The organism is Afipia massiliensis (assembly GCF_014203115.1).
Lineage (GTDB): Bacteria > Pseudomonadota > Alphaproteobacteria > Rhizobiales > Xanthobacteraceae > Afipia > Afipia massiliensis.
In genome coordinates this window covers 489,961-512,863 of sequence record NZ_JACHIJ010000002.1, presented here as the reverse complement: position 1 = coordinate 512,863, position 22,903 = coordinate 489,961, and the positions used below count along the sequence as shown (strand labels likewise).

Annotated in this window: 23 protein-coding genes and 1 tRNA gene; 18 read left to right on the top strand and 6 right to left on the bottom strand. The window is 61.3% G+C overall.

Features of this window, described 5'->3' with window-relative positions; genetic code table 11:
* The first annotated feature begins 175 nt into the window (after nucleotides 1-175).
* The 11 genes from glyA to HNQ36_RS07210 all read left to right on the top strand — a co-directional run bounded on the left by glyA (nucleotide 176) and on the right by HNQ36_RS07210 (nucleotide 11,309).
* Entirely contained in the window at nucleotides 176-1,477 is a 1,302-nt protein-coding gene (gene glyA / locus HNQ36_RS07260) for a serine hydroxymethyltransferase (RefSeq protein ID WP_184083458.1), read from the top strand.
* Between the two features lie 9 nt (nucleotides 1,478-1,486).
* Nucleotides 1,487-1,972 (top strand): transcriptional regulator NrdR, encoded by a 486-nt coding sequence (gene nrdR / locus HNQ36_RS07255; protein ID WP_184083456.1) that lies wholly within the window; start codon nucleotides 1,487-1,489, stop codon nucleotides 1,970-1,972.
* 80 nt (nucleotides 1,973-2,052) lie between these two features.
* The gene (gene ribD, locus HNQ36_RS07250; RefSeq protein WP_184083454.1) at nucleotides 2,053-3,159 is read left to right on the top strand and encodes a bifunctional diaminohydroxyphosphoribosylaminopyrimidine deaminase/5-amino-6-(5-phosphoribosylamino)uracil reductase RibD; all 1,107 of its coding nucleotides are present in this window, start codon (nucleotides 2,053-2,055) and stop codon (nucleotides 3,157-3,159) included.
* A 57-nt stretch (nucleotides 3,160-3,216) separates the two neighbouring features.
* The gene (locus HNQ36_RS07245) at nucleotides 3,217-3,825 is read left to right on the top strand and encodes a riboflavin synthase (protein WP_184083452.1); all 609 of its coding nucleotides are present in this window, start codon (nucleotides 3,217-3,219) and stop codon (nucleotides 3,823-3,825) included.
* 56 nt (nucleotides 3,826-3,881) lie between these two features.
* The gene (locus HNQ36_RS07240; RefSeq protein ID WP_184083450.1) at nucleotides 3,882-4,550 is read left to right on the top strand and encodes a TetR/AcrR family transcriptional regulator; all 669 of its coding nucleotides are present in this window, start codon (nucleotides 3,882-3,884) and stop codon (nucleotides 4,548-4,550) included.
* Between the two features lie 89 nt (nucleotides 4,551-4,639).
* Nucleotides 4,640-6,502: an acyl-CoA synthetase gene (locus HNQ36_RS07235; RefSeq protein ID WP_184083448.1), complete on the top strand. Its 1,863-nt coding sequence runs from the start codon at nucleotides 4,640-4,642 to the stop codon at nucleotides 6,500-6,502.
* A gap of 113 nt (nucleotides 6,503-6,615) precedes the next feature.
* A complete protein-coding gene (gene ribH, locus HNQ36_RS07230) occupies nucleotides 6,616-7,110 on the top strand; it encodes a 6,7-dimethyl-8-ribityllumazine synthase (RefSeq protein WP_184083446.1) in 495 nt (164 codons plus the stop codon).
* Nucleotides 7,107-7,613: a transcription antitermination factor NusB gene (gene nusB / locus HNQ36_RS07225; protein WP_184083444.1), complete on the top strand. Its 507-nt coding sequence runs from the start codon at nucleotides 7,107-7,109 to the stop codon at nucleotides 7,611-7,613. Before ribH ends, nusB begins: the two co-directional genes overlap by 4 nt.
* Before the next feature lie 2 nt (nucleotides 7,614-7,615).
* The gene (gene thiL / locus HNQ36_RS07220) at nucleotides 7,616-8,608 is read left to right on the top strand and encodes a thiamine-phosphate kinase (protein WP_184083442.1); all 993 of its coding nucleotides are present in this window, start codon (nucleotides 7,616-7,618) and stop codon (nucleotides 8,606-8,608) included.
* A 236-nt stretch (nucleotides 8,609-8,844) separates the two neighbouring features.
* Nucleotides 8,845-10,968, top strand: coding sequence for a sodium-translocating pyrophosphatase (locus tag HNQ36_RS07215; RefSeq protein WP_184083440.1), 2,124 nt, complete (start codon nucleotides 8,845-8,847; stop codon nucleotides 10,966-10,968).
* A 188-nt stretch (nucleotides 10,969-11,156) separates the two neighbouring features.
* Nucleotides 11,157-11,309, top strand: coding sequence for a hypothetical protein (locus tag HNQ36_RS07210; RefSeq protein WP_009736618.1), 153 nt, complete (start codon nucleotides 11,157-11,159; stop codon nucleotides 11,307-11,309).
* Between the two features lie 90 nt (nucleotides 11,310-11,399).
* On the opposite strand, the gene HNQ36_RS07205 is transcribed toward HNQ36_RS07210, so the two are convergent.
* Both HNQ36_RS07205 and HNQ36_RS07200 read right to left on the bottom strand, forming a co-directional pair.
* Nucleotides 11,400-12,401, bottom strand: coding sequence for a Bug family tripartite tricarboxylate transporter substrate binding protein (locus tag HNQ36_RS07205; RefSeq protein WP_184083438.1), 1,002 nt, complete (start codon nucleotides 12,399-12,401; stop codon nucleotides 11,400-11,402).
* 157 nt (nucleotides 12,402-12,558) lie between these two features.
* The gene (locus tag HNQ36_RS07200; protein WP_184083436.1) at nucleotides 12,559-13,035 is read right to left on the bottom strand and encodes an outer membrane protein assembly factor BamE; all 477 of its coding nucleotides are present in this window, start codon (nucleotides 13,033-13,035) and stop codon (nucleotides 12,559-12,561) included.
* Nucleotides 13,036-13,168: 133 nt separating this feature from the next.
* On the opposite strand from HNQ36_RS07200, the gene HNQ36_RS07195 reads away from it, so the two are divergent.
* From HNQ36_RS07195 to HNQ36_RS07170, 6 genes are all read left to right on the top strand, one after another.
* Nucleotides 13,169-13,723, top strand: a complete 555-nt coding sequence (locus HNQ36_RS07195) for a ubiquinol-cytochrome C chaperone family protein (protein WP_184083434.1) — start codon at nucleotides 13,169-13,171, stop codon at nucleotides 13,721-13,723.
* A complete protein-coding gene (locus HNQ36_RS07190; RefSeq protein WP_184083432.1) occupies nucleotides 13,720-14,310 on the top strand; it encodes a YceD family protein in 591 nt (196 codons plus the stop codon). Before HNQ36_RS07195 ends, HNQ36_RS07190 begins: the two co-directional genes overlap by 4 nt.
* 200 nt (nucleotides 14,311-14,510) lie before the next feature.
* Nucleotides 14,511-15,572, top strand: a complete 1,062-nt coding sequence (gene plsX / locus HNQ36_RS07185) for a phosphate acyltransferase PlsX (RefSeq protein WP_184083430.1) — start codon at nucleotides 14,511-14,513, stop codon at nucleotides 15,570-15,572.
* On the top strand, nucleotides 15,569-16,546 hold the full coding sequence (locus tag HNQ36_RS07180; RefSeq protein WP_347339949.1) for a beta-ketoacyl-ACP synthase III: 978 nt from the start codon (nucleotides 15,569-15,571) through the stop codon (nucleotides 16,544-16,546). The genes plsX and HNQ36_RS07180 overlap by 4 nt, the downstream gene beginning before the upstream one ends.
* Nucleotides 16,547-16,674: 128 nt before the next feature.
* On the top strand, nucleotides 16,675-17,010 hold the full coding sequence (locus HNQ36_RS07175) for an integration host factor subunit alpha (RefSeq protein WP_184083428.1): 336 nt from the start codon (nucleotides 16,675-16,677) through the stop codon (nucleotides 17,008-17,010).
* Between the two features lie 35 nt (nucleotides 17,011-17,045).
* Nucleotides 17,046-17,702, top strand: a complete 657-nt coding sequence (locus HNQ36_RS07170) for a MerR family transcriptional regulator (RefSeq protein ID WP_184083426.1) — start codon at nucleotides 17,046-17,048, stop codon at nucleotides 17,700-17,702.
* A 93-nt stretch (nucleotides 17,703-17,795) separates the two neighbouring features.
* Here HNQ36_RS07170 and HNQ36_RS07165 read toward each other — a convergent pair whose 3' ends face one another.
* The 3 genes from HNQ36_RS07165 to HNQ36_RS07155 form a co-directional block, all read right to left on the bottom strand.
* The gene (locus HNQ36_RS07165; RefSeq protein ID WP_184083424.1) at nucleotides 17,796-19,697 is read right to left on the bottom strand and encodes a putative nucleotide-diphospho-sugar transferase; all 1,902 of its coding nucleotides are present in this window, start codon (nucleotides 19,695-19,697) and stop codon (nucleotides 17,796-17,798) included.
* A gap of 136 nt (nucleotides 19,698-19,833) precedes the next feature.
* Nucleotides 19,834-20,964, bottom strand: coding sequence for a glycosyltransferase family 4 protein (locus HNQ36_RS07160; protein WP_184083422.1), 1,131 nt, complete (start codon nucleotides 20,962-20,964; stop codon nucleotides 19,834-19,836).
* A gap of 32 nt (nucleotides 20,965-20,996) precedes the next feature.
* The gene (locus HNQ36_RS07155) at nucleotides 20,997-21,611 is read right to left on the bottom strand and encodes a hypothetical protein (RefSeq protein WP_184083420.1); all 615 of its coding nucleotides are present in this window, start codon (nucleotides 21,609-21,611) and stop codon (nucleotides 20,997-20,999) included.
* A gap of 252 nt (nucleotides 21,612-21,863) precedes the next feature.
* Between HNQ36_RS07155 and HNQ36_RS07150 the strand changes: the two genes are divergently transcribed.
* Nucleotides 21,864-22,559, top strand: coding sequence for a hypothetical protein (locus HNQ36_RS07150; protein WP_184083418.1), 696 nt, complete (start codon nucleotides 21,864-21,866; stop codon nucleotides 22,557-22,559).
* 222 nt (nucleotides 22,560-22,781) lie between these two features.
* On the opposite strand, the gene HNQ36_RS07145 is transcribed toward HNQ36_RS07150, so the two are convergent.
* Nucleotides 22,782-22,859, bottom strand: a tRNA-Pro gene (locus HNQ36_RS07145).
* Nucleotides 22,860-22,903: the final 44 nt, after the last annotated feature.

Here is a 22,903-nt window from a genome sequence, read left to right as displayed (position 1 = left end):
GTTGGCACCCGGCCCACGGGGGCGGCGCGGAACAGGGCTGTCCGGCATAAATAGCGGCCCACGGGCTTGGAACTTGGCCACCCCCGCCAGATATGGTATCTCGCGGCTGCCGCCCTTGATGCCACCCGTAACCGTCCGTAGCCGTCTCGAAAGGCTGCGGCGGTGGAGATATTTCATGAGCTCATCTGCCAAGACTGCTTCCGCTCCCGACTCGTTCTTCACGGCCTCGCTCGCGCAGGCCGATCCTGAGATCGCGAATGCGATCAAGGGTGAGCTCGGTCGCCAGCAGCATGAGATCGAACTGATCGCATCTGAGAACATCGTCAGCCGCGCCGTTCTCGAGGCGCAGGGCTCGGTGATGACCAACAAGTACGCGGAAGGCTATCCGGGCGCGCGCTACTACGGCGGCTGCGAGTTCGTGGACGTCGCAGAAAATCTCGCTATCGAGCGCGCCAAGAAGCTGTTCGGTGCGGGCTTCGCCAATGTGCAGCCGAATTCCGGCAGCCAGATGAACCAGGCGGTGTTCCTCGCGCTGTTGCAGCCCGGCGATACTTTCATGGGTCTCGATCTCGCTGCGGGTGGCCATCTCACCCACGGCGCGCCGGTTAACATGTCCGGCAAGTGGTTCAAGCCGGCGCATTACACCGTGCGCCGCGAAGACCAGATCATCGATATGGATGCGGTGGCGAAGCAGGCGGAAGAGATCAGGCCGAAGCTGATCATCGCCGGTGGCTCGGCCTATTCGCGCGCGTGGGACTTCAAGCGTTTCCGCGAAATCGCCGACAGCGTCGGCGCGTATCTGCTGGTGGACATGGCGCATTTCGCCGGCTTGGTTGCCGGTGGTGTGCATGCCTCGCCGGTGCCGTATGCGCACGTCACCACGACGACGACGCACAAGTCGCTGCGCGGGCCGCGCGGTGGTTTGATCCTCAGCAATGACGAGGCGATCGCCAAGAAGCTGAACTCGGCGATCTTCCCCGGCCTGCAGGGCGGCCCGCTGATGCACGTGATCGCCGCCAAGGCTGTCGCCTTCAAGGAAGCGTTGCAGCCGGACTTCAAGATCTACGCCAAGAACGTGGTCGAGAACGCCAGGGCGCTCGCGGAGACGCTGCGCTCCAACGGGTTCGAGATCGTCTCGGGCGGCACTGACAATCACCTGATGCTGGTTGATCTGCGGCCGAAGGGCCTCAAGGGCAACGTGTCCGAGAAGGCGCTGGTCCGCGCCGGTCTCACCTGCAACAAGAACGGCATCCCGTTCGACCCCGAGAAGCCGTTCGTCACCTCCGGCCTTCGCCTCGGCACCCCGGCTGCGACCACGCGCGGCTTCGGCGTCGCCGAATTCAAGCAGGTCGGTGCGCTGATCTCGGAGGTGCTCAACGCCGTCGCCCAATCGGGCGAGGGTTCGGCACCTCTGGTCGAGGCATCGGTCAAGGAGAAGGTGAAGGAACTCACCAACCGCTTCCCGATTTACCAGTAAGGCAGGTCCATGCGCTGCCCAAGCTGCAACAGTCTCGATACGCAGGTGAAGGATTCACGGCCGACTGAAGATTCGGCCGTGATCCGGCGGCGGCGCGTCTGCATGGCGTGCAATTTCCGCTTCACCACCTTCGAGCGCGTGCAGCTTCGCGAACTCACCGTCATCAAGCGCAACAGCCGCCGCGTTCCGTTCGACCGCGACAAGCTGGTGCGCTCGCTGCAGATCAGCCTGCGCAAGCGTCCGGTCGATCCAGAGCGCGTCGAGAAGATGGTGTCGGCGATTGTGCGCGAGCTTGAAAGCGGCGGCGAGGCGGAGATTTCCTCGGAGGTCATCGGCGAGACTGTGATGGAGCACCTGCGCCAGCTCGACGACGTTGCCTATGTCCGCTTCGCCTCGGTCTATCGAAACTTCCGCGAGGCCAAGGATTTCGAGGCCGTGCTGGGCGAACTGTCGGGCGAGGACGAACCGCCGCGGCCGGCGGTCGCGCGCAAGTGATTTTTTCACGGCGCGGCGTTCGCTAATCCGCTAGCTTGATCGCTGTGCCGGATACCCTGATCCCAATGTCCTCTGACTTCATGTCTGATGATTTGCGTTACATGCAGCTTGCGCTGGCGCTTGGCCGGCGCGGGCAGGGCCGCACCTGGCCGAACCCCGCCGTCGGCGCCGTCATCGTCAAGGACGGGGTCATCGTCGGACGCGGCTGGACCCAGCCCGGCGGGCGGCCCCATGCTGAGCCCGAGGCGCTGAGACGCGCGGGCGAGGCGACACGCGGCGCGACGCTCTATGTCACGCTGGAGCCGTGTTCGCATTTCGGGAAATCGCCGCCCTGCGCAGATGCAATCGTTGAGGCAGGAATCGCGCGCGTTGTGTCCGCCATCGAAGATCCAAATCCCGACGTTGGCGGGCAGGGACACGCGCGGTTGCGCGCCGCCGGCATCGCTGTCGAGGTTGGTCTTTGTAAGGACGAGGCCGCCCGCGATCATGCCGGACACTTCCTGCGCGTCGGCGAGAAACGCCCGTTCGTCATTCTGAAGCTGGCGGTATCTGCTGACGACAAGATCGCGGCGGCGGGCCACCGACCTGTCGCGATCACCGGCGAGGCAGCCAAGGCACGGGTGCATCTGCTGCGCGCGCAGAGCGACGCCATTCTCGTCGGCATCGGCACGGTGCTCGCCGATGACCCGCTGCTCACCGTGCGCCTGCCGGGGCTGGAAGCACAATCGCCGGTGCGCGTGGTGCTCGATCGTGCACTGCGATTGCCGGGGTCCAGCAAGCTGGTGCACTCCGCACGTCAGACACCGTTGTGGGTGATGACATCCGATCTGTCCGAGGCCCCAGCGGCGATGAAGCTGGGCGCGGCTGGTGCGCAGGTCATCCGCGTCCCTGTGACGACCACGGCGCCGCCGGGCCTCGATCTCAAGGCTGCTTTAAGGGTACTAGCCGGGCGCGGCATTACGCGGCTGATGGTGGAAGGCGGTGCGCGGGTGGCGTCGTCGTTCCTGAGCGCTGCTCTCGTGGACGAGGTCTGGCTGCTGCGCGGGCCGGCGGCCATCGGCATGGATGGTATTCCGGCGCTCGATACGCAGCCATTGTCGGTCATCGCCCAGTCGCCTCGCTGGCGCGCGCGTGCTACCGAGGCCTTGGATCAAGATACTCTGACAGTTTACGAGCGACGCCCCTGATCCGGAAAAGTGGGCACCGGTTTTCCGATCAGATCAGGGGCAAACAAAGAGAAAAGTATGTTCACCGGCATCATCACGGACCTTGGCGAAATCACCAGCATCACGCCGACGGCGCAGGGGCAGTTGCATCGGTTGCGGATCGCGTGCCGCTATGACCAGACCACCATCGCGGACGGTGCGTCGATCGCCTGCAATGGCGTGTGTCTGACCGTGGTTCAATCCGGTGTCGATCAGGGAAAGACATGGTTCGATGTCGATGCCGCTGCTGAAACATTGCGGCTGACAACAGCAAAGGGGTGGGGCAAGGGGACGCGCCTCAATCTCGAACGCGCGCTGAAGATCGGCGATGAACTTGGCGGCCACATCGTTGCCGGGCATGTCGACGGTGTCGCGACGATTATCGTGCGCGAGGATCTGCCGGACATGGCAAGGTTCGAGCTGCGCGCGCCGCGCGAGCTTGCGAAGTTCATTGCGGCGAAAGGCTCGGTGGTGCTCGATGGCGCTTCGCTGACGGTCAATACCGCCGTTGACGATGTATTTTCCGTTCTCATCATTCCGCATACGCTGCAGGTCACGACGCTGAGCGACTGGCGCGTGGGGTCGGAAGTCAATCTCGAAATCGATCTGATGGCGCGTTACGCCGCGCGATTGATCGAGATGAAATAGGAATCTGCCGGAGCCCCGGATGGCGCAGGCAGGCGAGGCAGAGCGACGGGATTGGCATGCGTAAGCAACTCACCGATCAGCAGGTCGAGGTCTTCCGGGAACGGCTGTTGCGCGTGGCCGAGAAGCTTTTTGCCAAACATGGCGTCTCCGGCGTTTCGATGCGCCAGATCGCACAGGCGCTCGGCTACAGCCAGACTGCGGCCTACCGCTATTTCGCCAACAAGGACGAAATCCTCGTGGCGATGCGGGCAGCAGCCCTCGATCGTTTCTGCGGCCATCTTGAAGCGGCGTTCGATCCGGCAAGAGATGCGCGCAAGAATGCGCGTGCAGTCGGGCAGGCCTTTCTCGATTTCGCGCTGAAACATCCCGACACCTACCGGCTGATCTTCTTCACGGACAATCTCGAAGAGGCGATTGCGCCGCAGTTCTCCGCGACGATGACGCGCTTCCGCGCCACCATGACCACCTATGTGCAGGCGCTTGTCGATGCCGGGCATATCGAGGGTGACGTCAGAACATTGGGGGAGTCGTTTTTCTCCGCCGCGCACGGCATCGTCATGATGCACATGAGCGGCCTGTTGCGGACGATCCGCGAGCGGGACAACCTGCATCTTGCCTCCATGCGCCTGATCGCCAGCGGCGCGGGAATGTCGGATGTCCAGCAGACCAGCCCGAAAAAACCGGTCAGGATTGTTGCGAATGCGCGTGCTCTGCGCAAAACTTAACGCTGTTAAATTAATTAAATAGCGTGCCGCCCAAAATCGGGACGCGCTCCGTCGCAATCGACTGAGAAAAGTCCAAACGGGGGAGTCAGATGCCGCTTTTCAGCGATTATCCGGTTGCTACGCTCAAGGACGTCATCAAGTTCGAAACCGAGAAGACGCTTGAGCAGCGCTACGATGCGCGCAGCGTCTACGATATTTTCGCCAAGAGCGCGGCGCAGTATCCTGACCGCACCGCGCTGACCATGCTGATGACAGGCGCCGACGACGAGACGCCGCGTCTCGTCACGTATCGGCAGATGCTCGAGGGTGTCACCCGCGCGGCGAATTGTTTCGCTGACCTTGCGGGAAGTGGTGCCGGCGTTGCCTATATCCTGCCGAGCTTGGTGGAAACGCATTTCACGCTCTGGGGGGCGGAAGCTCAAGGCTACGCGGTGCCGATCAACTTCCTGTTGCAGGCTCAGAACATCGCGGATCTCGTCCAGGCGTCGGGTGCAAAGATTCTCGTGGCGCTGGGTCCGCATCCGCAGCTCGACATCTGGCAGAAAGCGGTCGAGGTCGGAAAGCTGCTGCCGGACATCAAACTTGTGCAGGTGTCGCTCTCCGATGCGCCTCTGCCGGAGGGCGTATTGGGATTTTGGCCCGGCTTGAATGCGCATGAAGGCAATACGCTAATCTTTGGCAAGGCGAGGGGTGGCGATGATGTCGCCGCTTACTTCCACACCGGCGGCACCACCGGCTCGCCAAAGCTCGTCACCCACACTCATCGCATGCAGATTGCTGCTTCGTTCGGCGGAGCCGTGCTGCAGGATCTGAGTGAGGCTGATGTTATTACCAACGGTTTGCCGCTGTTTCATGTCGCCGCGACGATTTCGTGCGGGCTGTCGTTTTTCATCGCGGGTGCAAACATCCTCGTTCTGTCGCCGGCGGGCATGCGCAATCCCGCCATCATCAAGAATTTCTGGAAGATCGTGGAGCGCTACCGCGCGACCGTAATTGGTGGCGTGCCCACCGCGCTGGCGGCGTTGCTCAATGTGCCGGTCGATGCCGACATCTCGTCGGCGCGCTACAGCATTTCCGGCGCATCGTTGCTGCCACGGGCGGTCGCGTTGCAGTACCAGAAGATGACCGGCACCACGATCCACGAAATCCTCGGCATGACCGAGACCGGCGGGCTGGTGTCCATCGATCCCGCCGCTGCGGAGCCCGTGCTTGGTTCGGTCGGCATTCGGCTGCCGTATACGCAGGTCGTCGTTCGGAAGCTCGGCGCTGACGGTTCGCTGGGCGAGGCCTGCGCGCCGCACGAGGTCGGCGTCATGACCGTGTCCGGCCCGAACGTCACGCCCGGTTACAAGGACCGGAGCCAGAACGGCGACGCGCTGCGCGACGGTTATCTCGACAGCGGCGATCTGGCCTACACCGACGAGCAGGGGCGGTTGTTCATCGCCGGGCGCTCGAAAGATCTCATTATCCGCAGCGGCCACAACATCGATCCCGTTTTGATCGAGGACGCATTGCAGTCCCATCCAGCGGTCGCTCTTGCGGCGGCCGTTGGGCAGCCTGACAAGTATGCCGGCGAGCTGCCGGTGTGTTACGTCGCCCTCAAGCCGGGCGCGCAGGTGACCGCCGACGAACTGAAAGCCCATGCCGAGCCGCTGATCGCGGAACGCCCGGCATGGCCGAAGCAGATCATCGTGATAGACGCGATCCCGGTGACCAGTGTCGGCAAGATCTTCAAGCCGCAGTTGCGCACCGACGCTGTCCAGCGGCTCGTCGCCCAGGTGGTTGCGGAAGCCGCTGGGGCGGCCGACGCCGAGATCAATGTCACGGCGGGCGGCAAGCGCGGTATCGACGTCACCGTGACGTTGCCGCGCGCGATGGCTGACCGGCACGCCGCGGTTGAGAAGGCGCTGGACGGGTATCTGTTCGATTACAAGGTGACACAGGCCAATTGAGGCCGGATTCGGAGCTGCATCCCTGCCGTGAAAAGGGGCTGTTGTGCTTGGCTTTGTGGCGCTCAGCGACTACAAACGCGCAAACACCGAAACCCCTTTGACTGGATGGAATGATGGCCGAACCGCGCCGCGCAGAACTCAAGGATCAAACCGACATCAGCGGCGCGACCGTCGTCATCATCGAAGCCCGGTTCTACGACGATATCCAGGAAGCGCTGCTTCAGGGTGCGATCAAGGAGCTGGTGGCCGCGGGCGTCGGCTACGATGTGATCAGCGTTCCGGGCGCTCTCGAAATTCCGGCAGCGATTGCGATTGCGCTCGACGCGTCGAAGAAGAACGGCCGTCAGTACGATGGCGCCATCGCGCTGGGCTGCGTGGTGCGCGGCGACACCATCCACTTCGAGATCGTGTCGATGGAATCGTCGCGGGCGCTGATGGACCTCGCCGTGGCGCGCAGCCTGCCGCTCGGCAACGGCATCATTACCGTGAATACGACGGAGCAGGCGTGGGAACGCGCCCGCGCCGACAAGCTGAACAAGGGCGGCGACGCGGCTCGCGCGGCGCTCACCATGATGCGTATCAAGAAGCGTTTGGCGAAACCGCTATGAGCGACGCCAAGAAAGCCGGCGACAAGGGACCGGGCGACCGCAAGGCCAACCGGCGCGGTGCTGCGCGCCTTGCCGCTGTGCAGGCGCTGTATCAGATGGATATCGCAGGCGCCGGCATCGAAGACATCTTCGCCGAGTTTGAAAGTCATTGGCTTGGCAGCGAAGTCGAGGGCGATACCTACCTGCCAGCGGAAGCGGCGTTCTTCAAGGATGTCGTCGCGGGTGTGGTGCGCGACCAGAGCAAGCTCGATCCGCTGATCGACAAGGCGCTCGAAAGCGGCTGGCCGCTGAAGCGCATCGACGCGATCCTGCGCGCGACACTGCGGGCGGGGGCCTATGAACTCGAACACCGCAAGGATATTCCGGCGCGTGTCGTGGTGTCGGAATATGTCGATGTGGCTCATGCCTTCGTGGACAAGGACGAAACCGGCATGGTGAATGCTGTGCTCGACCAGATTGCGCGGCAGTTTCGTGCGCCGGAATTCGCGCGGACGGGGCAATAGCAATGACGACGCCGGGTGCCGGAGCATCGGGCGAGGACGACCTGATCGCGCGCTACTTCCGTCCGCTCGCGACCGATCCCGGCGCGTTCGGTCTGATCGACGATGCGGCGCTGCTGAATCATGCGGGTGACGATCTTGTCGTGACGACGGACGCCATCGTTGAAGGCGTCCATTTTCTTCCCGGCGATCCGCCCGACACCATTGCGCGCAAGGCGTTGCGTGTGAATCTGTCGGATCTGGCGGCCAAGGGTGCCGTCCCTGCAGGCTTCGTCCTGACGCTGGCGCTGCGCGAAGCGAAAGAGCAATGGCTTGCGCCGTTCGCGCGTGCGCTTGGCGAGGATGCAGCGACGTTCGGTTGTCCGGTGCTGGGGGGCGATACGGTGTCGACGCCGGGGCCGCTGATGATTTCGATTACAGCGTTCGGCCGCGTGCCGCCGGGCCGAATGGTTCGCCGCACCGGTGCGAAGCCCGGCGACCGGATCGCGGTGACCGGCACCATCGGCGATGCCGCGCTGGGTCTGCGTATTCTCAAGGGGCAGGCGGGCGAGGGGCTCGATACGTCGTCACGCGAATTTCTGATCCAGCGCTACCGCGTGCCGCAGCCGCGCAATGCGCTTGCTGTGGCGATCCGCGAACATGCCAGCGCAGCCATGGACGTGTCGGACGGACTGGCGGGCGATCTCGCCAAGCTCTGCACCGCATCGGGGATTTCTGCATCCATCGACCTGATGGCTGTTCCGCTCTCGGAGCAGGCGCGCGCGCTGGTCGCCAAGAGTAGCTCGAGTATCGAAGCCATCGTGTCGGGCGGCGACGATTACGAGGTCGTCTGCGCAATCCCGGAGAATCGGTGGGATTCGTTTCTCGCCGCTGCAAGGCAGGTCAATGTGCAGCTCAGAGGCATCGGCAAGGTCGAGGCCGGTGCGGCTGCGCCCCGGTTCCTCGATGCAGCTGGCAAGCCAGTGGCGCTGAAACGCCTGTCCTACAGCCACTTCTGACGTTTTTCGCACTGCAAACAAACGTCCTGTGCGGCATTCCTTGAATCGCCCGAAAAAGGGGCTTGCGGGGTCTTGGCGGCGTTGCGTCAGGGATATGATTTTGGCAATGTCCGCGCCGAATTGAGGCAGCATTTCGCCTTTTGACGAAAGCATGCCTCCTTTTTTGCGCGCCCGGCCACCCTGTACGGCCTGTGGGGCGTTACTGGGGAAACAGCAGGGATCTGAGGCAAAAATCAATGACAGCATTATGGTTGATCGTGCTCGCGGGAGCGCTTTCCATCGTCTACGCCGCGTGGGCAACTTCGTCGGTGCTCGCGGCTGATGCGGGCAACGCCCGCATGCAGGAAATCGCAGCGGCGGTGCGCGAAGGCGCGCAGGCTTATCTCAAGCGCCAGTACATGACGATCGGTATCGTCGGCATCGTGATCTTCGCGCTGCTGGCGTACTTCCTCGGCATCCTCGTCGCGATCGGATTCCTGATCGGTGCGGTGCTCTCGGGAGCTGCCGGCTTCATCGGCATGAACGTGTCGGTGCGTGCCAACGTCCGCACCGCGCAGGCGGCGACCAAGTCGCTGGCCGGCGGTCTTGAACTCGCGTTCAAGGCGGGCGCGATCACGGGCATGCTGGTGGCAGGTCTCGCGCTGCTCGGCGTGACGCTTTACTTCATGTATCTCACGCAGGTTCGCGGGCTGGCTGTGAATGACCGTATCGTGGTCGATTCGCTGGTGGCGCTCGGCTTCGGCGCATCGCTGATCTCGATCTTCGCCCGTCTCGGCGGCGGCATCTTCACCAAGGGTGCGGACGTCGGCGGCGATCTCGTCGGCAAGGTCGAAGCCGGTATTCCGGAAGACGATCCGCGCAATCCGGCCACCATCGCAGACAACGTCGGCGACAATGTCGGCGATTGCGCCGGCATGGCGGCCGATCTCTTTGAAACCTACGCAGTGACGGCAGTCGCGACCATGGTGCTCGCGGCGATCTTCTTCGCTGGCGCGCCTGCGCTGCTGCCCAACATGATGATCCTGCCGCTCGCTATCGGCGGCATCTGCATCCTGACCTCGATCATTGGCACCTTCTTTGTGAAGCTCGGCGCCAGCCAGTCGATCATGGGCGCTCTCTACAAGGGCCTGATCGCCACCGGCGTTCTGTCCCTGTTCGGCGTTGCCTTCGTGATCCATCAGCTGATCGGATTCGGTCCGCTCGCGGGCGTGAAGTACACCGGCCTTGCACTGTTCGAGTGCGGCGTCGTCGGTCTCGTGGTGACGGGTCTCATCATCTGGATCACCGAGTACTACACCGGCACCGATTTCCGGCCGGTGAAGTCGATCGCGCAATCGTCGGTGACCGGCCACGGCACCAACGTGATCCAGGGTCTCGCGATCTCGATGGAGTCGACCGCCGGTCCGGCGCTCGTCATCATCGCGGGCATCCTCGTCACCTACAGCCTCGCGGGCCTGTTCGGCATCGCGATCGCGACCACCACCATGCTTGCTCTGGCTGGCATGATCGTCGCGCTCGACGCTTTCGGCCCGGTCACCGACAATGCCGGCGGCATTGCCGAAATGGCCGGCCTGCCGAAGGAAGTGCGCAAGGCCACCGACGCGCTCGACGCGGTCGGCAACACCACCAAGGCCGTCACCAAGGGCTACGCCATCGGTTCGGCTGGTCTGGGCGCACTGGTGCTGTTCGCGGCGTACAATGAAGATCTCAAGTTCTTCATCGCCAACGCTGCGAAGTATCCGTACTTCCAGGGTGTCATTCCTGACTTCTCGCTGAACAATCCGTACGTCGTGGTTGGCCTGCTGTTCGGCGGTCTGCTGCCGTACCTGTTCGGCGCGATGGGCATGACCGCAGTTGGTCGTGCCGCCGGTGCGATCGTGGAAGAGGTTCGTCGCCAGTTCCGCGAAAAGCCGGGCATCATGAAGGGCACGGACAAGCCGGATTATGGTAAGGCCGTCGATCTTCTGACCAAGGCTGCGATCAAGGAAATGATCATCCCGTCGTTGCTGCCGGTGCTGTCGCCGATCTTCGTCTACTTCGCGATCTATGCGATTGCGGGCGGCGGCGCGGCCGGCAAGTCGGCAGCGTTCTCGGCGGTCGGCGCGATGCTGCTCGGCGTGATCGTCACCGGCCTGTTCGTTGCTATCTCGATGACCTCGGGTGGCGGCGCATGGGACAACGCCAAGAAGTACATCGAGGACGGCCATCACGGCGGCAAGGGTTCGGATGCTCACAAGGCAGCCGTGACCGGCGATACCGTCGGCGACCCCTACAAGGACACGGCTGGTCCGGCCGTGAACCCGATGATCAAGATCACCAACATCGTGGCCTTGTTGTTGCTGGCGATTTTGGCGCACTGATCGCCACAATCCTGAAATCGAAGAACCCCGCGGCTCACGCTGCGGGGTTTTTCTTTGCGCGGATGCCACAGGTGATTGTTGCGATTTGATGACAGGTTGAATCGTTATCCACGCCGAAAATTTTGAAAGGCGATGAAACCCGATCGCGATTGCGGGCGTTGTCTCCGGTTAAACAAGGGAGGCTACACATGGCAGCAGACGACGGCGATCCGTTCGAGCAGGGGAAGCTCGCACGATTCAACAACGAGCCGCACGACAATCCCTATCCGGAAAATACCGAGCAGCATCAGCGGTGGGAGGCCGGTTATAGATTCGTTGAACAGGGTTTGATGTCAGTCTGACTTTACGCTTTGTGAAACAGGAAACGGCCGCCTTGCGGGGACTTCGCAAGGCGGCCGGTTTGTTTTGGAAAAACTGCGTCGCGTGGAGCGTCAGTTGACGTCCATCTTCAGACCTTCCTTGTTGATGATGCCCGCGAATTTTTTGATCTCGGCATCGATAAAGGCCGAGTACTGCTCGGGCGTTCCGTAGTCGGTCACGGCGCCCATCGCGGCGATGTTCTTCTTGATGTCCTCGCGTGCCAGCATCTTCTTGATCTCGGCGTTGTACGCATCGACGATCGGCCGCGGTGTTCCAGCTTGCATGAACATTCCGAACCAGGACGAGACGTCGAAGTTGGCGAGCTCCGGCGCGCTTTCGCGCATGGTCGGAATATTCGGCGCCTTGAAACTGCGCTCCGGCGTCGTCACGGCCAGCGCGACGAGTTTGCCGTCTTCCGCCTGTGGTAGCGATGGATAGAGGTTGTCGAACAGGATCGCCACGTCCCCGCCCAGCGCCCCGGTGAGAGCGGGGCCAGCGCCCCGGAACGGAATGTGCGTCATCTTCACGCCGGTCAATTGCATGAACCAGACGGCGGTCAGGTGCGGGCTTTGCCCGACCCCCGACGTGCCGTAGTTCAGCTTGTCCGGATTGGCCTTGAGATAGGCGATCAGTTCCTTGATCGATTTGATCCCGCTGGAGGGATGCGCCGACACGATATTTGGAATCCGGATCGCGTTGGTCACCGGCTGCAGTTGATCGGCCTTGTAGGGCAGGGACCGGAAGATGCTGAAGGCCACCGCGTTCGGCCCCGGATTGCCCACGAGAATCGTGTTGCCGTCGGGTTTCTGCTGAACGAAAAACGAGGTGCCGATAGTGCCGCCGCCGCCGGACTTGTTTTCGACGACCGCCGATATGCCCCACGCCGCCTGCAGGTGTTGTGCGAGGTAGCGGCCGATCACGTCCGTGCTGCCGCCGGGCGCTGCCGGCACGATGATCCGCACCGTGTCGGTTGGACGCCAGTCGGCGGATCGCGCCGGGCGCGGCCAGAGCGGACTTGTGGAAAGGGCCGCGGCGCCTGACAGCACGGAGCGGCGGGATAGTGAACGCGTCATCGGTTATCCTCCCAGATACATCTCGTTTGCGAGATCTTGTTGGAAGGAAGCGTAGCGGGCAGGTTCCGTAACGGCAAGCGCAGCCGTTACGCTGCAAAGCTCGGGTATTTCGCTCAGCAGAATACCGGCAGTTGAACTGCCGGCGCGACCAGCGACATCAGTTCGGGCTGAGAAGCTTGAAGATCGGTGTGAGGTAGCTCATTTCCTGACCGCTGGTCGGGGTGGTGCGGCTGATGAAATCGAAGATCTTGCCGTCCTGGAGTCCGTAGTTGGCCACGCGCTGGACCGTGCGGTTCTTGTCGAAGTAAATCGCGATCACCCGCTGATCGATGACGCTCTGTTGCATGAATGCGACTTTGCGTTCCGAGCGCTGGGAAATGTAATAGAAAACCTCGCCGCTCAGGGTGGCGACGGTGGAGGGTGTTCCCATCACGATCAGAACCTGATCCTGGCTGGCGCCGATAGGAATTTGCTCAAGCGCTCCGGGGGGCAGGATGTAGCCCTTCTGGAACTGCTCGCCGGTGCAGGCGGCCAGCGCGGCGCACACAAGCATCATCGCAGCCGCCGCACGCAGGCGCGCCGCAAACCGTCGCTCTCCGGCGATCTGAAGACCGGGCTGTCTGAAAACCGTCATGTCGCGCGTGGCCTTCCTCTTGCCTCTTGCATCAGCCGAAGCGTTGACGTACCGGGCAGAGCTTCTGATTTCAACACACCGGGGGCCGACTGGACGATCTGGATCGTCGCCGGCTTCGACGTGGAAACGAAAAATGCTTTGGCCGTTCAATCGCTTCAGGAACCCCACCGTCCCGCGCGGCACCATTGAAGCCATCTATGGCATGATCGTGGCGCAAGCGCGAGAACCGGCGTTTTACGCAAGCCTTGGCGTGCGCGACACGGTTAATGGCCGATTCGACATGCTGATCCTGCACCTGTGGCTGGTGCTGCGCCGGTTGCAAGCGGTGGAGGGTGGAAACAGTATGTCACAGGCGCTTTTCGACCATTTCTGCGCTGACATGGACGGCAACCTTCGCGAGATGGGGGTTGGCGACCTGACCGTTCCGAAACGCATGCAGGCTTTCGGGGAGGCGTTCTACGGACGCTCGGCCGCCTACGATCTCGCTTTTGAGGCGGGTGACGAGGAATTGGCGCAGGCGTTGTCCAAGAATGTCTTCAACGGCGAGGCCGCGGATGGCGCGAGAGTGCTGGCCGCCTATGTTCGTGAAACCAGCGATAGCCTCACAAAATCGGCTGACGAGGCCGTTCGCAAGGGGGCGTGGGCGTTTCCAAGGCCTGCGGCCGCCTCCCAAGGCGGAGCATCATGAGCAAGGCGAGTCATATGCCGAATAGCGATCTTCCCTGGAGCTTCCCGGTTCTGGTGGCCCAGTTGCCGGAGGCGGGGCTGCATCAGGTGCTGGAGGCCACCCCGGCTCAACGCGGTCTACTGGCCGCCACCGCCGGCGTGAATGCGGTGCTGCGGGCCGTGGCGACGCTCGACGTCATTCCCGAGGCGGGAGGTATCGTGAATGTCACCGGCACGGTCAGAGCGCGGGTGGAGCAAACCTGCGTTGTGTCGCTCGATCCAGTCGAGAACGATATCGAGGAAGCGATTACTGCGGTCTTCGCGCCGCCGTCGCAAATTGCCGTTAGTCCGAAATCCGTCCAGAAGGAGCAGGGTGAGGATGCCGAAATCTCCAATCCTCCGGAGCCCATCGTCCATGGCGCCATCGACCTCGGCCAACTGGCGGCTGAGTTTCTGGTTCTGGGAATAGATACCTATCCGCGCAAGCCGGGCGTGGCATTCGCTCCGCCTGAGACCCCTGAGGATCCCGACGAGCACCCCTTTGCGGCCCTGAAGGCGCTCAAGGAGAAGCCGGACGGTGCAAAGGGTAAAAAACCCAAGGGAAAATGACACGGCTGCAGCGGGCGCTTGACCGAAGCCGCAGCTTGGGTCAAGCCGTTGTATCGCACCACAAAAACGCTATTGTCGCTGCCCCGGCTGGGGTTGCGCTGTCAGTGGCGTAGACTTCCGCCCACCGCCGTCGGAGACGATGGCTTCCAGCTCGCGGCCAGTCGCTTCGAGGCCGCAACGATCAGGTTTCCGGGACGCTTATGCCGCAGAAGGTTCGAATCGCGCTTGACGCCATGGGCGGCGATTTCGGTGCATCGATTATCGTTCCAGGCGCGGCGCTCGCGTTGATGCGCCACAGCGACGTCGAATTCCTGCTGTTTGGCGACAGCGCGCTGATCAATGCGCAGCTCGATGCACATCCCGCGCTCAAGGCCGTCTCGCGGGTCTTTCACGCCGACATTGCGATCAGCATGGACGAGAAGCCCAGCCAGGCGCTGCGCCGGGGCCGCAAGTCCTCTTCGATGTGGCTGGCGATCGACGCCGTGAAGAGGGGCGACGCCGACGTCGTGGTGTCCGCCGGCAACACCGGCGCGCTGATGGCGATGTCGCGGCTCAATCTGCGGATGATGCCCGGCATCGACCGACCGGCCATCGCTGCGGTATGGCCGACGGTGCGCGGTGAGTCCGTTGTGCTCGATGTCGGCGCCTCGATCGGCGGCGATGCCCGCCATCTCGCGTCGCTCGCGATCATGGGCAGTGCGATGGCAAGCGTTCTGTTCGATCTTGAACGTCCGACGGTGGGCCTGCTCAACATCGGAGTCGAGGAAGTGAAGGGCGTGGAGGAAGTGCGCGGGGCTGCCGAACTGCTCCGGGCCATGAACCTGTCGCAGCTCGACTTCATTGGCTTCGTCGAGGGCGACGGCATCGGCAGGGGGGCAGCCGACGTGATCGTGACCGAGGGGTTCAGCGGCAACATCGCCCTGAAGACCGCTGAGGGTACGGCACGGCAGATCGCGGAATATCTGCGCAGCGCCATGAGCCGGACCTGGCGCTCCAAGCTCGGTTATATTTTCGCGCGAGGCGCCTTCAACGCGTTGCGGGATAAAATGGACCCCCGCAAAGTTAACGGCGGCGTCTTCCTTGGGCTGAACGGAGTGGTCATCAAGAGCCACGGCGGCACTGACGCTGAGGGCTTTGCGTCGGCAGTTGATGTTGGTTACGACATGGTCCGCTACGATCTCCTGCCCAAGATCAATCAAACACTCAACCGCGACGGCCACGCTCTTTCGATCGTGCCGAATGCGCAGGAGGCTGTCTCGTGACTGTGATGCGTTCGGTTGTGCTTGGCTACGGTTCTTACTTGCCGGAGCGCATTTTGACCAATGCCGAACTGGCGAAGATGGTCGATACGTCGGACGAGTGGATCGTCCAGCGCACCGGGATTAAAGAACGCCATATTGCGGCCGAGGGAGAGTTCACCTCCCATCTGGGCCTGAAGGCTGCGCAGGCAGCGCTCGCCAATGCCGGGATCGACGCGCAGTCGATCGACCTGATCGTGCTGGCGACCTCGACTCCGGACAACACTTTCCCGGCGACGGCTGTTGCGATTCAGCACGGTCTTGGCATCAACCACGGCGCCGCGTTCGATCTGCAGGCTGTCTGCACGGGTTTCATTTTCGCGCTGGCGACGGCTGACAATTTCCTGAAGAGCGGCGCGTTCAAGCGTGCGCTGGTGATCGGTGCGGAAACCTTTTCGCGCATCCTGGACTGGAACGATCGCGGGACCTGCGTTCTGTTCGGCGACGGTGCGGGCGCGGTGGTGCTTGAGGCGCAGCCGCAGGCGGGAACCACTGCCGATCGCGGCATTCTGACCACGCATCTGCGTTCCGACGGCCGTCACAAGGACAAGCTGTTCGTCGATGGCGGGCCGTCCAGCACCCAGACCGTAGGCCATCTGCGGATGGAGGGCCGTGAGGTGTTCAAGCACGCCGTCGGCATGATCACCGACGTCATCGTCGACGCGTTTCAGGCGACAGGCACGACGGCGAACGATGTTGACTGGCTGGTTCCGCATCAGGCCAACAAGCGCATCATCGATGCATCGGCCAAGAAGCTGCATATTGCGCCGCAGAAGGTGGTGCTGACCGTCGACCGTCACGGAAACACCTCAGCCGCTTCGATTCCTCTCGCGCTCGCCGCCGCCGTCGATGACGGGCGCATCAAGAGGAACGATCTTTTGATGCTGGAAGCGATGGGCGGCGGTTTCACATGGGGCTCAGCGCTCTTGCGCTGGTGAGACTTTTGCTAAAGTCTGATGCAAATTGAAACAACTTCATGCTGTTGCATCGATGAGCAAGGTTGACCCTCGGTCGCTAAGCTCATAATTTCAGAACATAATATTTTTCGCCGTGAGCGGGGCAGGCGATGACCGGAACCGGGAAGACAGTCACACGCGTTGATCTGTGCGAAGCCGTCTACCAAAAGGTAGGGCTTTCGCGCACGGAGTCGTCTGCGTTCGTGGAACTGGTGCTGAAGGAGATTACCGACTGCCTCGAGAAGGGCGAGACGGTGAAACTGTCATCTTTCGGCTCGTTCATGGTGCGCAAAAAAGGCCAGCGTATCGGCCGCAATCCGAAGACCGGAACGGAAGTGCCTATCTCGCCGCGCCGGGTTATGGTGTTCAAGCCATCCGCGATTCTCAAGCAGCGTATCAACGGAAATGGCAGCGGCAGTGACGGCGCCAACGGCGCTGACGACTGACGTTAGGACGGCGGCTTTCAACGGGGAGCCTGCACTTGGACAAGGCGCCGGACGCGTTTCGGACAATCAGCGAGGTTGCTGATGACCTCGATGTGCCACAGCACGTCCTGAGGTTCTGGGAAACGCGCTTCAACCAGATCAAGCCGATGAAGCGGAGTGGCGGTCGCCGCTATTACCGCCCCGATGACGTCAACCTGTTGCGCGGCATCCGGCGGCTGCTGTACGGCGAAGGATACACCATTCGCGGGGTGCAGCGCATTTTGCGCGAGCACGGGATCAAATCGGTCCAGAGCCTGACGGACGGCTCGGCCGATCACGCCACTGCCTTGTTCGACGGACCATCGTTTGACGGGGAGAAGGACGATCACGCCCCGGATCTGACAAGTCCCGATATCGACGGTGATGGCGAGTTGGATTCTCACGAATCCATCAATGGGCCGGAAAGGGATTATACATCCCCGCTGGCGTTGCGGGACCTTGGACCGCCGCTGTCGGACATGGCGCCGCCGAAGGCGGTGATGCCCAAACCTGTGCAGCCGGTTCCGGCAAACGGGCCGTCAGGTGCCGAGGCCTACGCCCCGCCGAGCGTCCGGAAAAGCGCCAGGCCGACCGATCGCGGCAAGCTTCAGGAAGCACTCGACGACCTGATCGGCGCACGCGCGCTGATCGACCGGGTGCTGAAGGACAACTGAGAACATCGCGCGAGCGTGAGCTCTCCCCGAACACATAATCATGAGCCGATGATTGTCAGCCGTGATCACCAGCCAACAATCGTGAGCGGATGATCACGCCTCCTGGAAAGAATAGATCTTGATTCCGATCTCCGGGCTGCAAACAGCGATGCTGTTTCCATGCACCGCGAGGCCCTTTGGACCGCCTTCCATCTTGTTGTCCAAGTTGACCGACCGAAAGGTCTTTTCGTCGCCAACAATCGTTTGTGCCGACGGCACCTGGCTCCATCGCAAGCCGAAGTGACTTCGTCGCGGCTCATAAACGCTGAAGAAGTTTCCCCCGGCGTTGGTCACAATCAGATGGTTGGTTCGTGGAGTGAATGCGACCGAATGGGGATAACGCAAACTCTCGTCATTGATGATCGCGATGGGCTCCGCCCCGTACCTTAGCTTGCCACCCGTGAGAAGCCGGTTGCGCCGTTGAAAAATGCTCACGGATCCGTTGCCGTGGTTTGCAATGGCAAGCCATCGTCCGCATTGCGAGAAAGCAAGGCCATCCGGGTAGAAGATGCTCCAATGCGCCAGTTCGAATTCGGGTCTCAATGCGTAGCGAACGGGGGCACTTGAAATTCTTGGATAGAACGAAATGCTGCTCGAACCCAGATTGCATGCTGCAAGATAGTCGTTGACCGGCGGGACGAAAGAAACGCCGTCCGAGTGTGTGAGCTTTGCTTCTGCTCCGCTGATTTCAAAGACCGGTTCGGGGCCTTTAACGCCGTTTGCTCGAAACAGCGCGAGCGCTCCGGTTCGCTGTGCCACTGCCAGCAATTCGTCAGACCCGCACATCGAAAACGAGAGATCATGGGGGTAATCGAGGCCGCCCAGCCGGATGTACGGTGTTTCTTCAAAAGTTCCGTTTTCTGTTCGCCGATACAGCAACACCGCATTCGTATCTGCGGTGGCAACCCCAAGCGTGTCGCCCGATGTCGAAAAGGCCAGTCCTTCAAATCGCTCTGATTTTCCTTCCGGCCACAAATTTTGAACGGAATCCGGCGTTTCATTGATCTTGAGTTTGAAGCTTGGTGACGATGACGATACGCTGCTCAGTTCGTCTATTTTTTCGCGCAGACGATTCGTGATGACCCCCGGCAATGCCCGCAGCATCTGGCGTGGCGCCCGGATTCTCGCAATATCGTGCTTCAGTCTTTCAATTTCGGCTGTCTGGTTCTGGTACTCTGCAATGCTTGCCGTCTGCGCGCGCCTGAGACTTTGCGTTGCATGCTCCGCTGCCGCCCACCGGCTGATCTGGTGGGACAGCGCGGATCGTACCGCGGCAGAGGCAGTTTCATAGAGCGGCACGATCGCGACATTTTCCCTGACTAGGTCGAGCCGTGTCTTGCCGGTCAGACCTGCGAAATGATGAATGACAGGATCGGTTGCCATGGCGATACCGGGGATCGAATTCCAGATCGGATCGAGATGTCCGATATGCGCGCGATCAAGCTCGTTGGCGACGTTGGGGCCGTTGCCGAGTGGCTCATTGTAACCGAGCATTGTGAGAAGAGCGGCTTGTTCGAGCCACGGATGGGTCATCTTTCCACGCAGGGCGAGCAGGCGCGTGAAAAATTCCAGCGACCATTCAGATCGACGGATCAAATAGACGCCGGCGTTGTAGTGTGGCGGAAAGGGCGCTCCGTCGAGCAGCGTGGTCTCCGGTCCATGCCAGGACACCAGAAGATCAGCGTCCGGTTGGGCGTCCTTCAGAATATCGCGATCGGTCCGCAGGATCAGCGCGTCGATGTCCAGCCACAGAACAAAATCAAAATCGCGTCGCAGGGCGGCTAGGATCGCCGGAACCTTCATCCAGGAGTCCGTGATCTCCGAGCCATCCGGCCTGTGGATGATCAACTCATATCCATGGCGGGCTGCAAACGCCTCCATTCGTGGAAGCGTCAGGGTGGCGAGCTTGGCAAATTCGTCACCTTGGTATGCCGTTACGATGCAGCAGCGGGGCATTGAACAGAGTTTCCTGTTGGGTCGCAGGCGCGGTGCAACCGGGCGAGGTCAGTATGCACAGTGAAGGAGTTTTCAGAAGCAACAATCGGCGACGGTTCAGCAACCGGTACTGCGGCGGCAAGGACTAGTTTGCACTCTAACCTAGAAGGCGACGCAACGCCTTCGCAAGTCGGACCGATCTCGTGCGTTCGAGAGCCTGCATTGCGCTGCGGAGTTGCTCGTGCTCGGACAGGTAATAGTCCCGTTCTTCGGCCCATTGCCCTGTTGGCTCCAATTTACCAACGTAGGACCGGCAGAACTGGATTTGCTCGTGACGCAGAACATCCGGATCGAAAGCGCGTCCGGCACTTTCCTGGATGACAGAGCTATAAATATCCTCGAGTTGCAGGATTGTCCGATCCAGGTCGGCATCTTGCCTCACACGCTGACTTACTGCTTCAGAATTTGGCGCATTGTATGCGCGGATCGCATCGGTCAGCGCCGCTAGCGTCGGTTGCTCAACAAGCATGCCTCCCCCGAAGTTGAGGCGTCGTCCCAGATCATAGTTTGCGGTCGTGACGAGCCCGCCAAAGCCACGGCCGTCAATAAGAACGACGGCGGCGCCGGAGGCCATGGCCTCCAATGCAGTGCGGGCTGTGGCGAATACGATGTCAGCTTCGGCACATCGTTGCTCGATGTTATCAACCGGCTTCCCGACGCCGTGTCCGTAAGCCTCAAATTGCAAACCTGCCTGCTGACACGCTTCGGCGATGACTGTTTCCGGACCGCTGTGCTTGACCAGCGAGAGCGCGCGCAGCGGTTTGGCGGGAAGGGTGTGTGGGCGTTGTTGAAGGCGACGAAGATCTACGGCGTTATGTAATATCTCGATCTTGTCGGCGGGGATCCCGTCGGATTTTACAAGGCGGGCCTTGCAGGTTTCATCTACTGCAAACGTGCGCAGAACTTGTGAGAAACGCGGCGCCGCGTCAAACCAAGCTGATGCGCTATGGCAAATCCAGATGGCCGGCGTCTTTGGAAAAGCGATGATCGCTTCACCCGTAGTTGGGGTGTGATGTCCATGGATAACATCGGGCACATACTGGAGCTTTGAGAGGTTGTCGACGACGGCAATCCCGCGATCTTTCATTTCCTCAGCAAGCGCACCGATCGTTGGCGCATAGACGGCCACCTCGTGTTGCCGTTCTGAAAGGCGGAGTGCCAAATCCCGCACGACAATTTCGGTGCCGCTTCGTATCGCCAGACGTATATTTGTAATCAGAATTTTCAAACGGCTAACTTTTCAATCCATCAATTACGAGGCTATGCGCTGCGAGCGGGGTCTGGCGCGCAAAAATCGACCCAGGCACCTTTGCGCACGCGCCACCCAAGGTCGTCGCTGAAAAGCTTCAATGGCCGGAGAATCCTGTCTCCCGGATGCCCGGTCCCAACTCTGGCCCTTACGATGCCGGGGCACGTCGACGCATAGGCCATGAAATCGAAGCACGCAATCGCCATAAAGGTTCGACCGCGGTGCTGCTCGCTGATCCACACGGAGAACGCGTGCAACTCGGTGCCGTGCCGCTGGAAAAAACAGTGGCCGATAACTTTGTCATCCATTTTGTACAAGATGCCGTCGTAACCCCTTTGATTCAGCGCTCCGAACAGCTGAGAATCTGGAATGTCCGGAATCGGGCCAACCAGGCGAGCGAATTGGCTGTCCGCGTTTGGATGCCGGCTCCACCAGCCGATGTGCGCTGCGGCTTCCGTTGCGTGCTCTCCCTGCGCGATCAGGATACTAGCTAGGTGAGGGAGGCAATGTGGAGACGGCAAGCCGCACAGTTCCGCAAGCCATCGCGTGGAAAGCGCGGCGGCATCCCTCTCTGCCGTTGCTGGGAATGGCTCGGCATATTGCTGAGCTGTGCCAGTTTTGTTCATATGAATCTAACAGGCACCGAAAAACGATCCTTGACCGAGCCGTTATCAACTCGATAAAGACGTGTTAATTCGCGCGAGAATAGTGACTCATCGGTTCGCGGGCGAGTCCTTTTCCGCCATCGAGGTTCTCAAATTCAAATTGTCGTCGCAGAAGAATCCGCAAGCAAGTGGACCAGAGAACGCGCGGCTCTCGTAATCGCGCATCCGGGTCACGAGCTTCGCATTCATCATTGGCTTGAGCGCGCGCGTCCTGTGACGTTCGTTCTCACCGATGGCTCCGGACACACCGATCATTCACGTCTCGCTTCCACCACGGTCGTACTGAAGAGCGCCGGAGCCAGAAGCGGCTCGATCTATGGTGCGATGTCTGACCGGCAGCTCTATCAGGCTCTTCTTTCCGGCGAGTATGATGTGTTCGAACGGCTGGTCGAGGAACTCGCGTCTGCGCTGCTGCGCGAGCGTGTGACTTATGTGGCGGGTGACGCAGTCGAGGGTGTCAATCCCGGTCATGATGTGTGTCGCATCCTGCTTAACGCAGCGCTTCTGCGCATCGATCAGCGAGGCGGTCCCCGGCTGACAAACCTGGAGTACCCGGTCGAGGCGCCGCCGCAGGAATGTCCGGCCGAAGATCTCAGCGAGGCGATCGTCCTGAAGCTGGATGACGATGCGTATGCGCGTAAGATGGATGCGGCCCGGTCCTATCCCGAGATGGCAAAGGAAATCGAGCGGGTCTTCAAGGTTCACGACGTTGATGTTTTCCGGGTGGAATGCCTCCGGCCTGTGCGTTACGGCCTCGATATCGGAAATCGCTTTTCACACCCGTGCGTCTATGAATCGTATGGCGAGAAGCAGGTGTCGGCGGGAATTTACACAGAGGTGGTTCGCTTTCGCGAGCATCTCGCGCCGCTGGCGGAGCATCTTGCCATTCACTGCGGCGCGACCAGTTAGATTGCCGCTCACTCCGGTAGGTCAATCTCGATTGACGTTCACCATCCTCTCTCAAGGATAGCAGGATCGCGATTGCGTTCCGCGGCCCCACGATCCCGCGCGTTGCGGTGTTCGAAGTTGTGCGAGATGTCCTTACATCTGAAACCGACGTGCCGCGACAGTTCGTAGTCGCCCCGTCAGGAGTTGATGTGGGTTCGTAAGGATTTGATTTTATTTGGAAAATGGTCGGAGCGAGAGGATTTGAACCTCCGACCCCTAGTCCCCCAGACTAGTGCGCTAACCGGGCTGCGCTACGCTCCGAACCGTGCCAAGAGGCCCCGATCCTGTAGCCTCCTTCAGGCCCC

Excerpts from the sequence above, each read along its gene's own strand:
- HNQ36_RS07245 (WP_184083452.1), top strand. The coding sequence starts at position 3,217 with ATGTTCACCGGCATCATCACGGACCTTGGCGAAATCACCAGCATCACG.
- nrdR (WP_184083456.1), top strand. The coding sequence starts at position 1,487 with ATGCGCTGCCCAAGCTGCAACAGTCTCGATACGCAGGTGAAGGATTCA.
- HNQ36_RS07240 (WP_184083450.1), top strand. The coding sequence starts at position 3,882 with ATGCGTAAGCAACTCACCGATCAGCAGGTCGAGGTCTTCCGGGAACGG.
- glyA (WP_184083458.1), top strand. The coding sequence starts at position 176 with ATGAGCTCATCTGCCAAGACTGCTTCCGCTCCCGACTCGTTCTTCACG.
- HNQ36_RS07195 (WP_184083434.1), top strand. The coding sequence starts at position 13,169 with ATGCTTTGGCCGTTCAATCGCTTCAGGAACCCCACCGTCCCGCGCGGC.
- ribD (WP_184083454.1), top strand. The coding sequence starts at position 2,053 with ATGTCTGATGATTTGCGTTACATGCAGCTTGCGCTGGCGCTTGGCCGG.
- HNQ36_RS07155 (WP_184083420.1), bottom strand. The coding sequence starts at position 21,611 with ATGAACAAAACTGGCACAGCTCAGCAATATGCCGAGCCATTCCCAGCA.
- HNQ36_RS07165 (WP_184083424.1), bottom strand. The coding sequence starts at position 19,697 with ATGCCCCGCTGCTGCATCGTAACGGCATACCAAGGTGACGAATTTGCC.
- HNQ36_RS07205 (WP_184083438.1), bottom strand. The coding sequence starts at position 12,401 with ATGACGCGTTCACTATCCCGCCGCTCCGTGCTGTCAGGCGCCGCGGCC.
- HNQ36_RS07175 (WP_184083428.1), top strand. The coding sequence starts at position 16,675 with ATGACCGGAACCGGGAAGACAGTCACACGCGTTGATCTGTGCGAAGCC.
- HNQ36_RS07210 (WP_009736618.1), top strand. The coding sequence starts at position 11,157 with ATGGCAGCAGACGACGGCGATCCGTTCGAGCAGGGGAAGCTCGCACGA.
- HNQ36_RS07215 (WP_184083440.1), top strand. The coding sequence starts at position 8,845 with ATGACAGCATTATGGTTGATCGTGCTCGCGGGAGCGCTTTCCATCGTC.
- HNQ36_RS07190 (WP_184083432.1), top strand. The coding sequence starts at position 13,720 with ATGAGCAAGGCGAGTCATATGCCGAATAGCGATCTTCCCTGGAGCTTC.
- nusB (WP_184083444.1), top strand. The coding sequence starts at position 7,107 with ATGAGCGACGCCAAGAAAGCCGGCGACAAGGGACCGGGCGACCGCAAG.
- HNQ36_RS07235 (WP_184083448.1), top strand. The coding sequence starts at position 4,640 with ATGCCGCTTTTCAGCGATTATCCGGTTGCTACGCTCAAGGACGTCATC.
- plsX (WP_184083430.1), top strand. The coding sequence starts at position 14,511 with ATGCCGCAGAAGGTTCGAATCGCGCTTGACGCCATGGGCGGCGATTTC.
- HNQ36_RS07200 (WP_184083436.1), bottom strand. The coding sequence starts at position 13,035 with ATGACGGTTTTCAGACAGCCCGGTCTTCAGATCGCCGGAGAGCGACGG.
- thiL (WP_184083442.1), top strand. The coding sequence starts at position 7,616 with ATGACGACGCCGGGTGCCGGAGCATCGGGCGAGGACGACCTGATCGCG.
- ribH (WP_184083446.1), top strand. The coding sequence starts at position 6,616 with ATGGCCGAACCGCGCCGCGCAGAACTCAAGGATCAAACCGACATCAGC.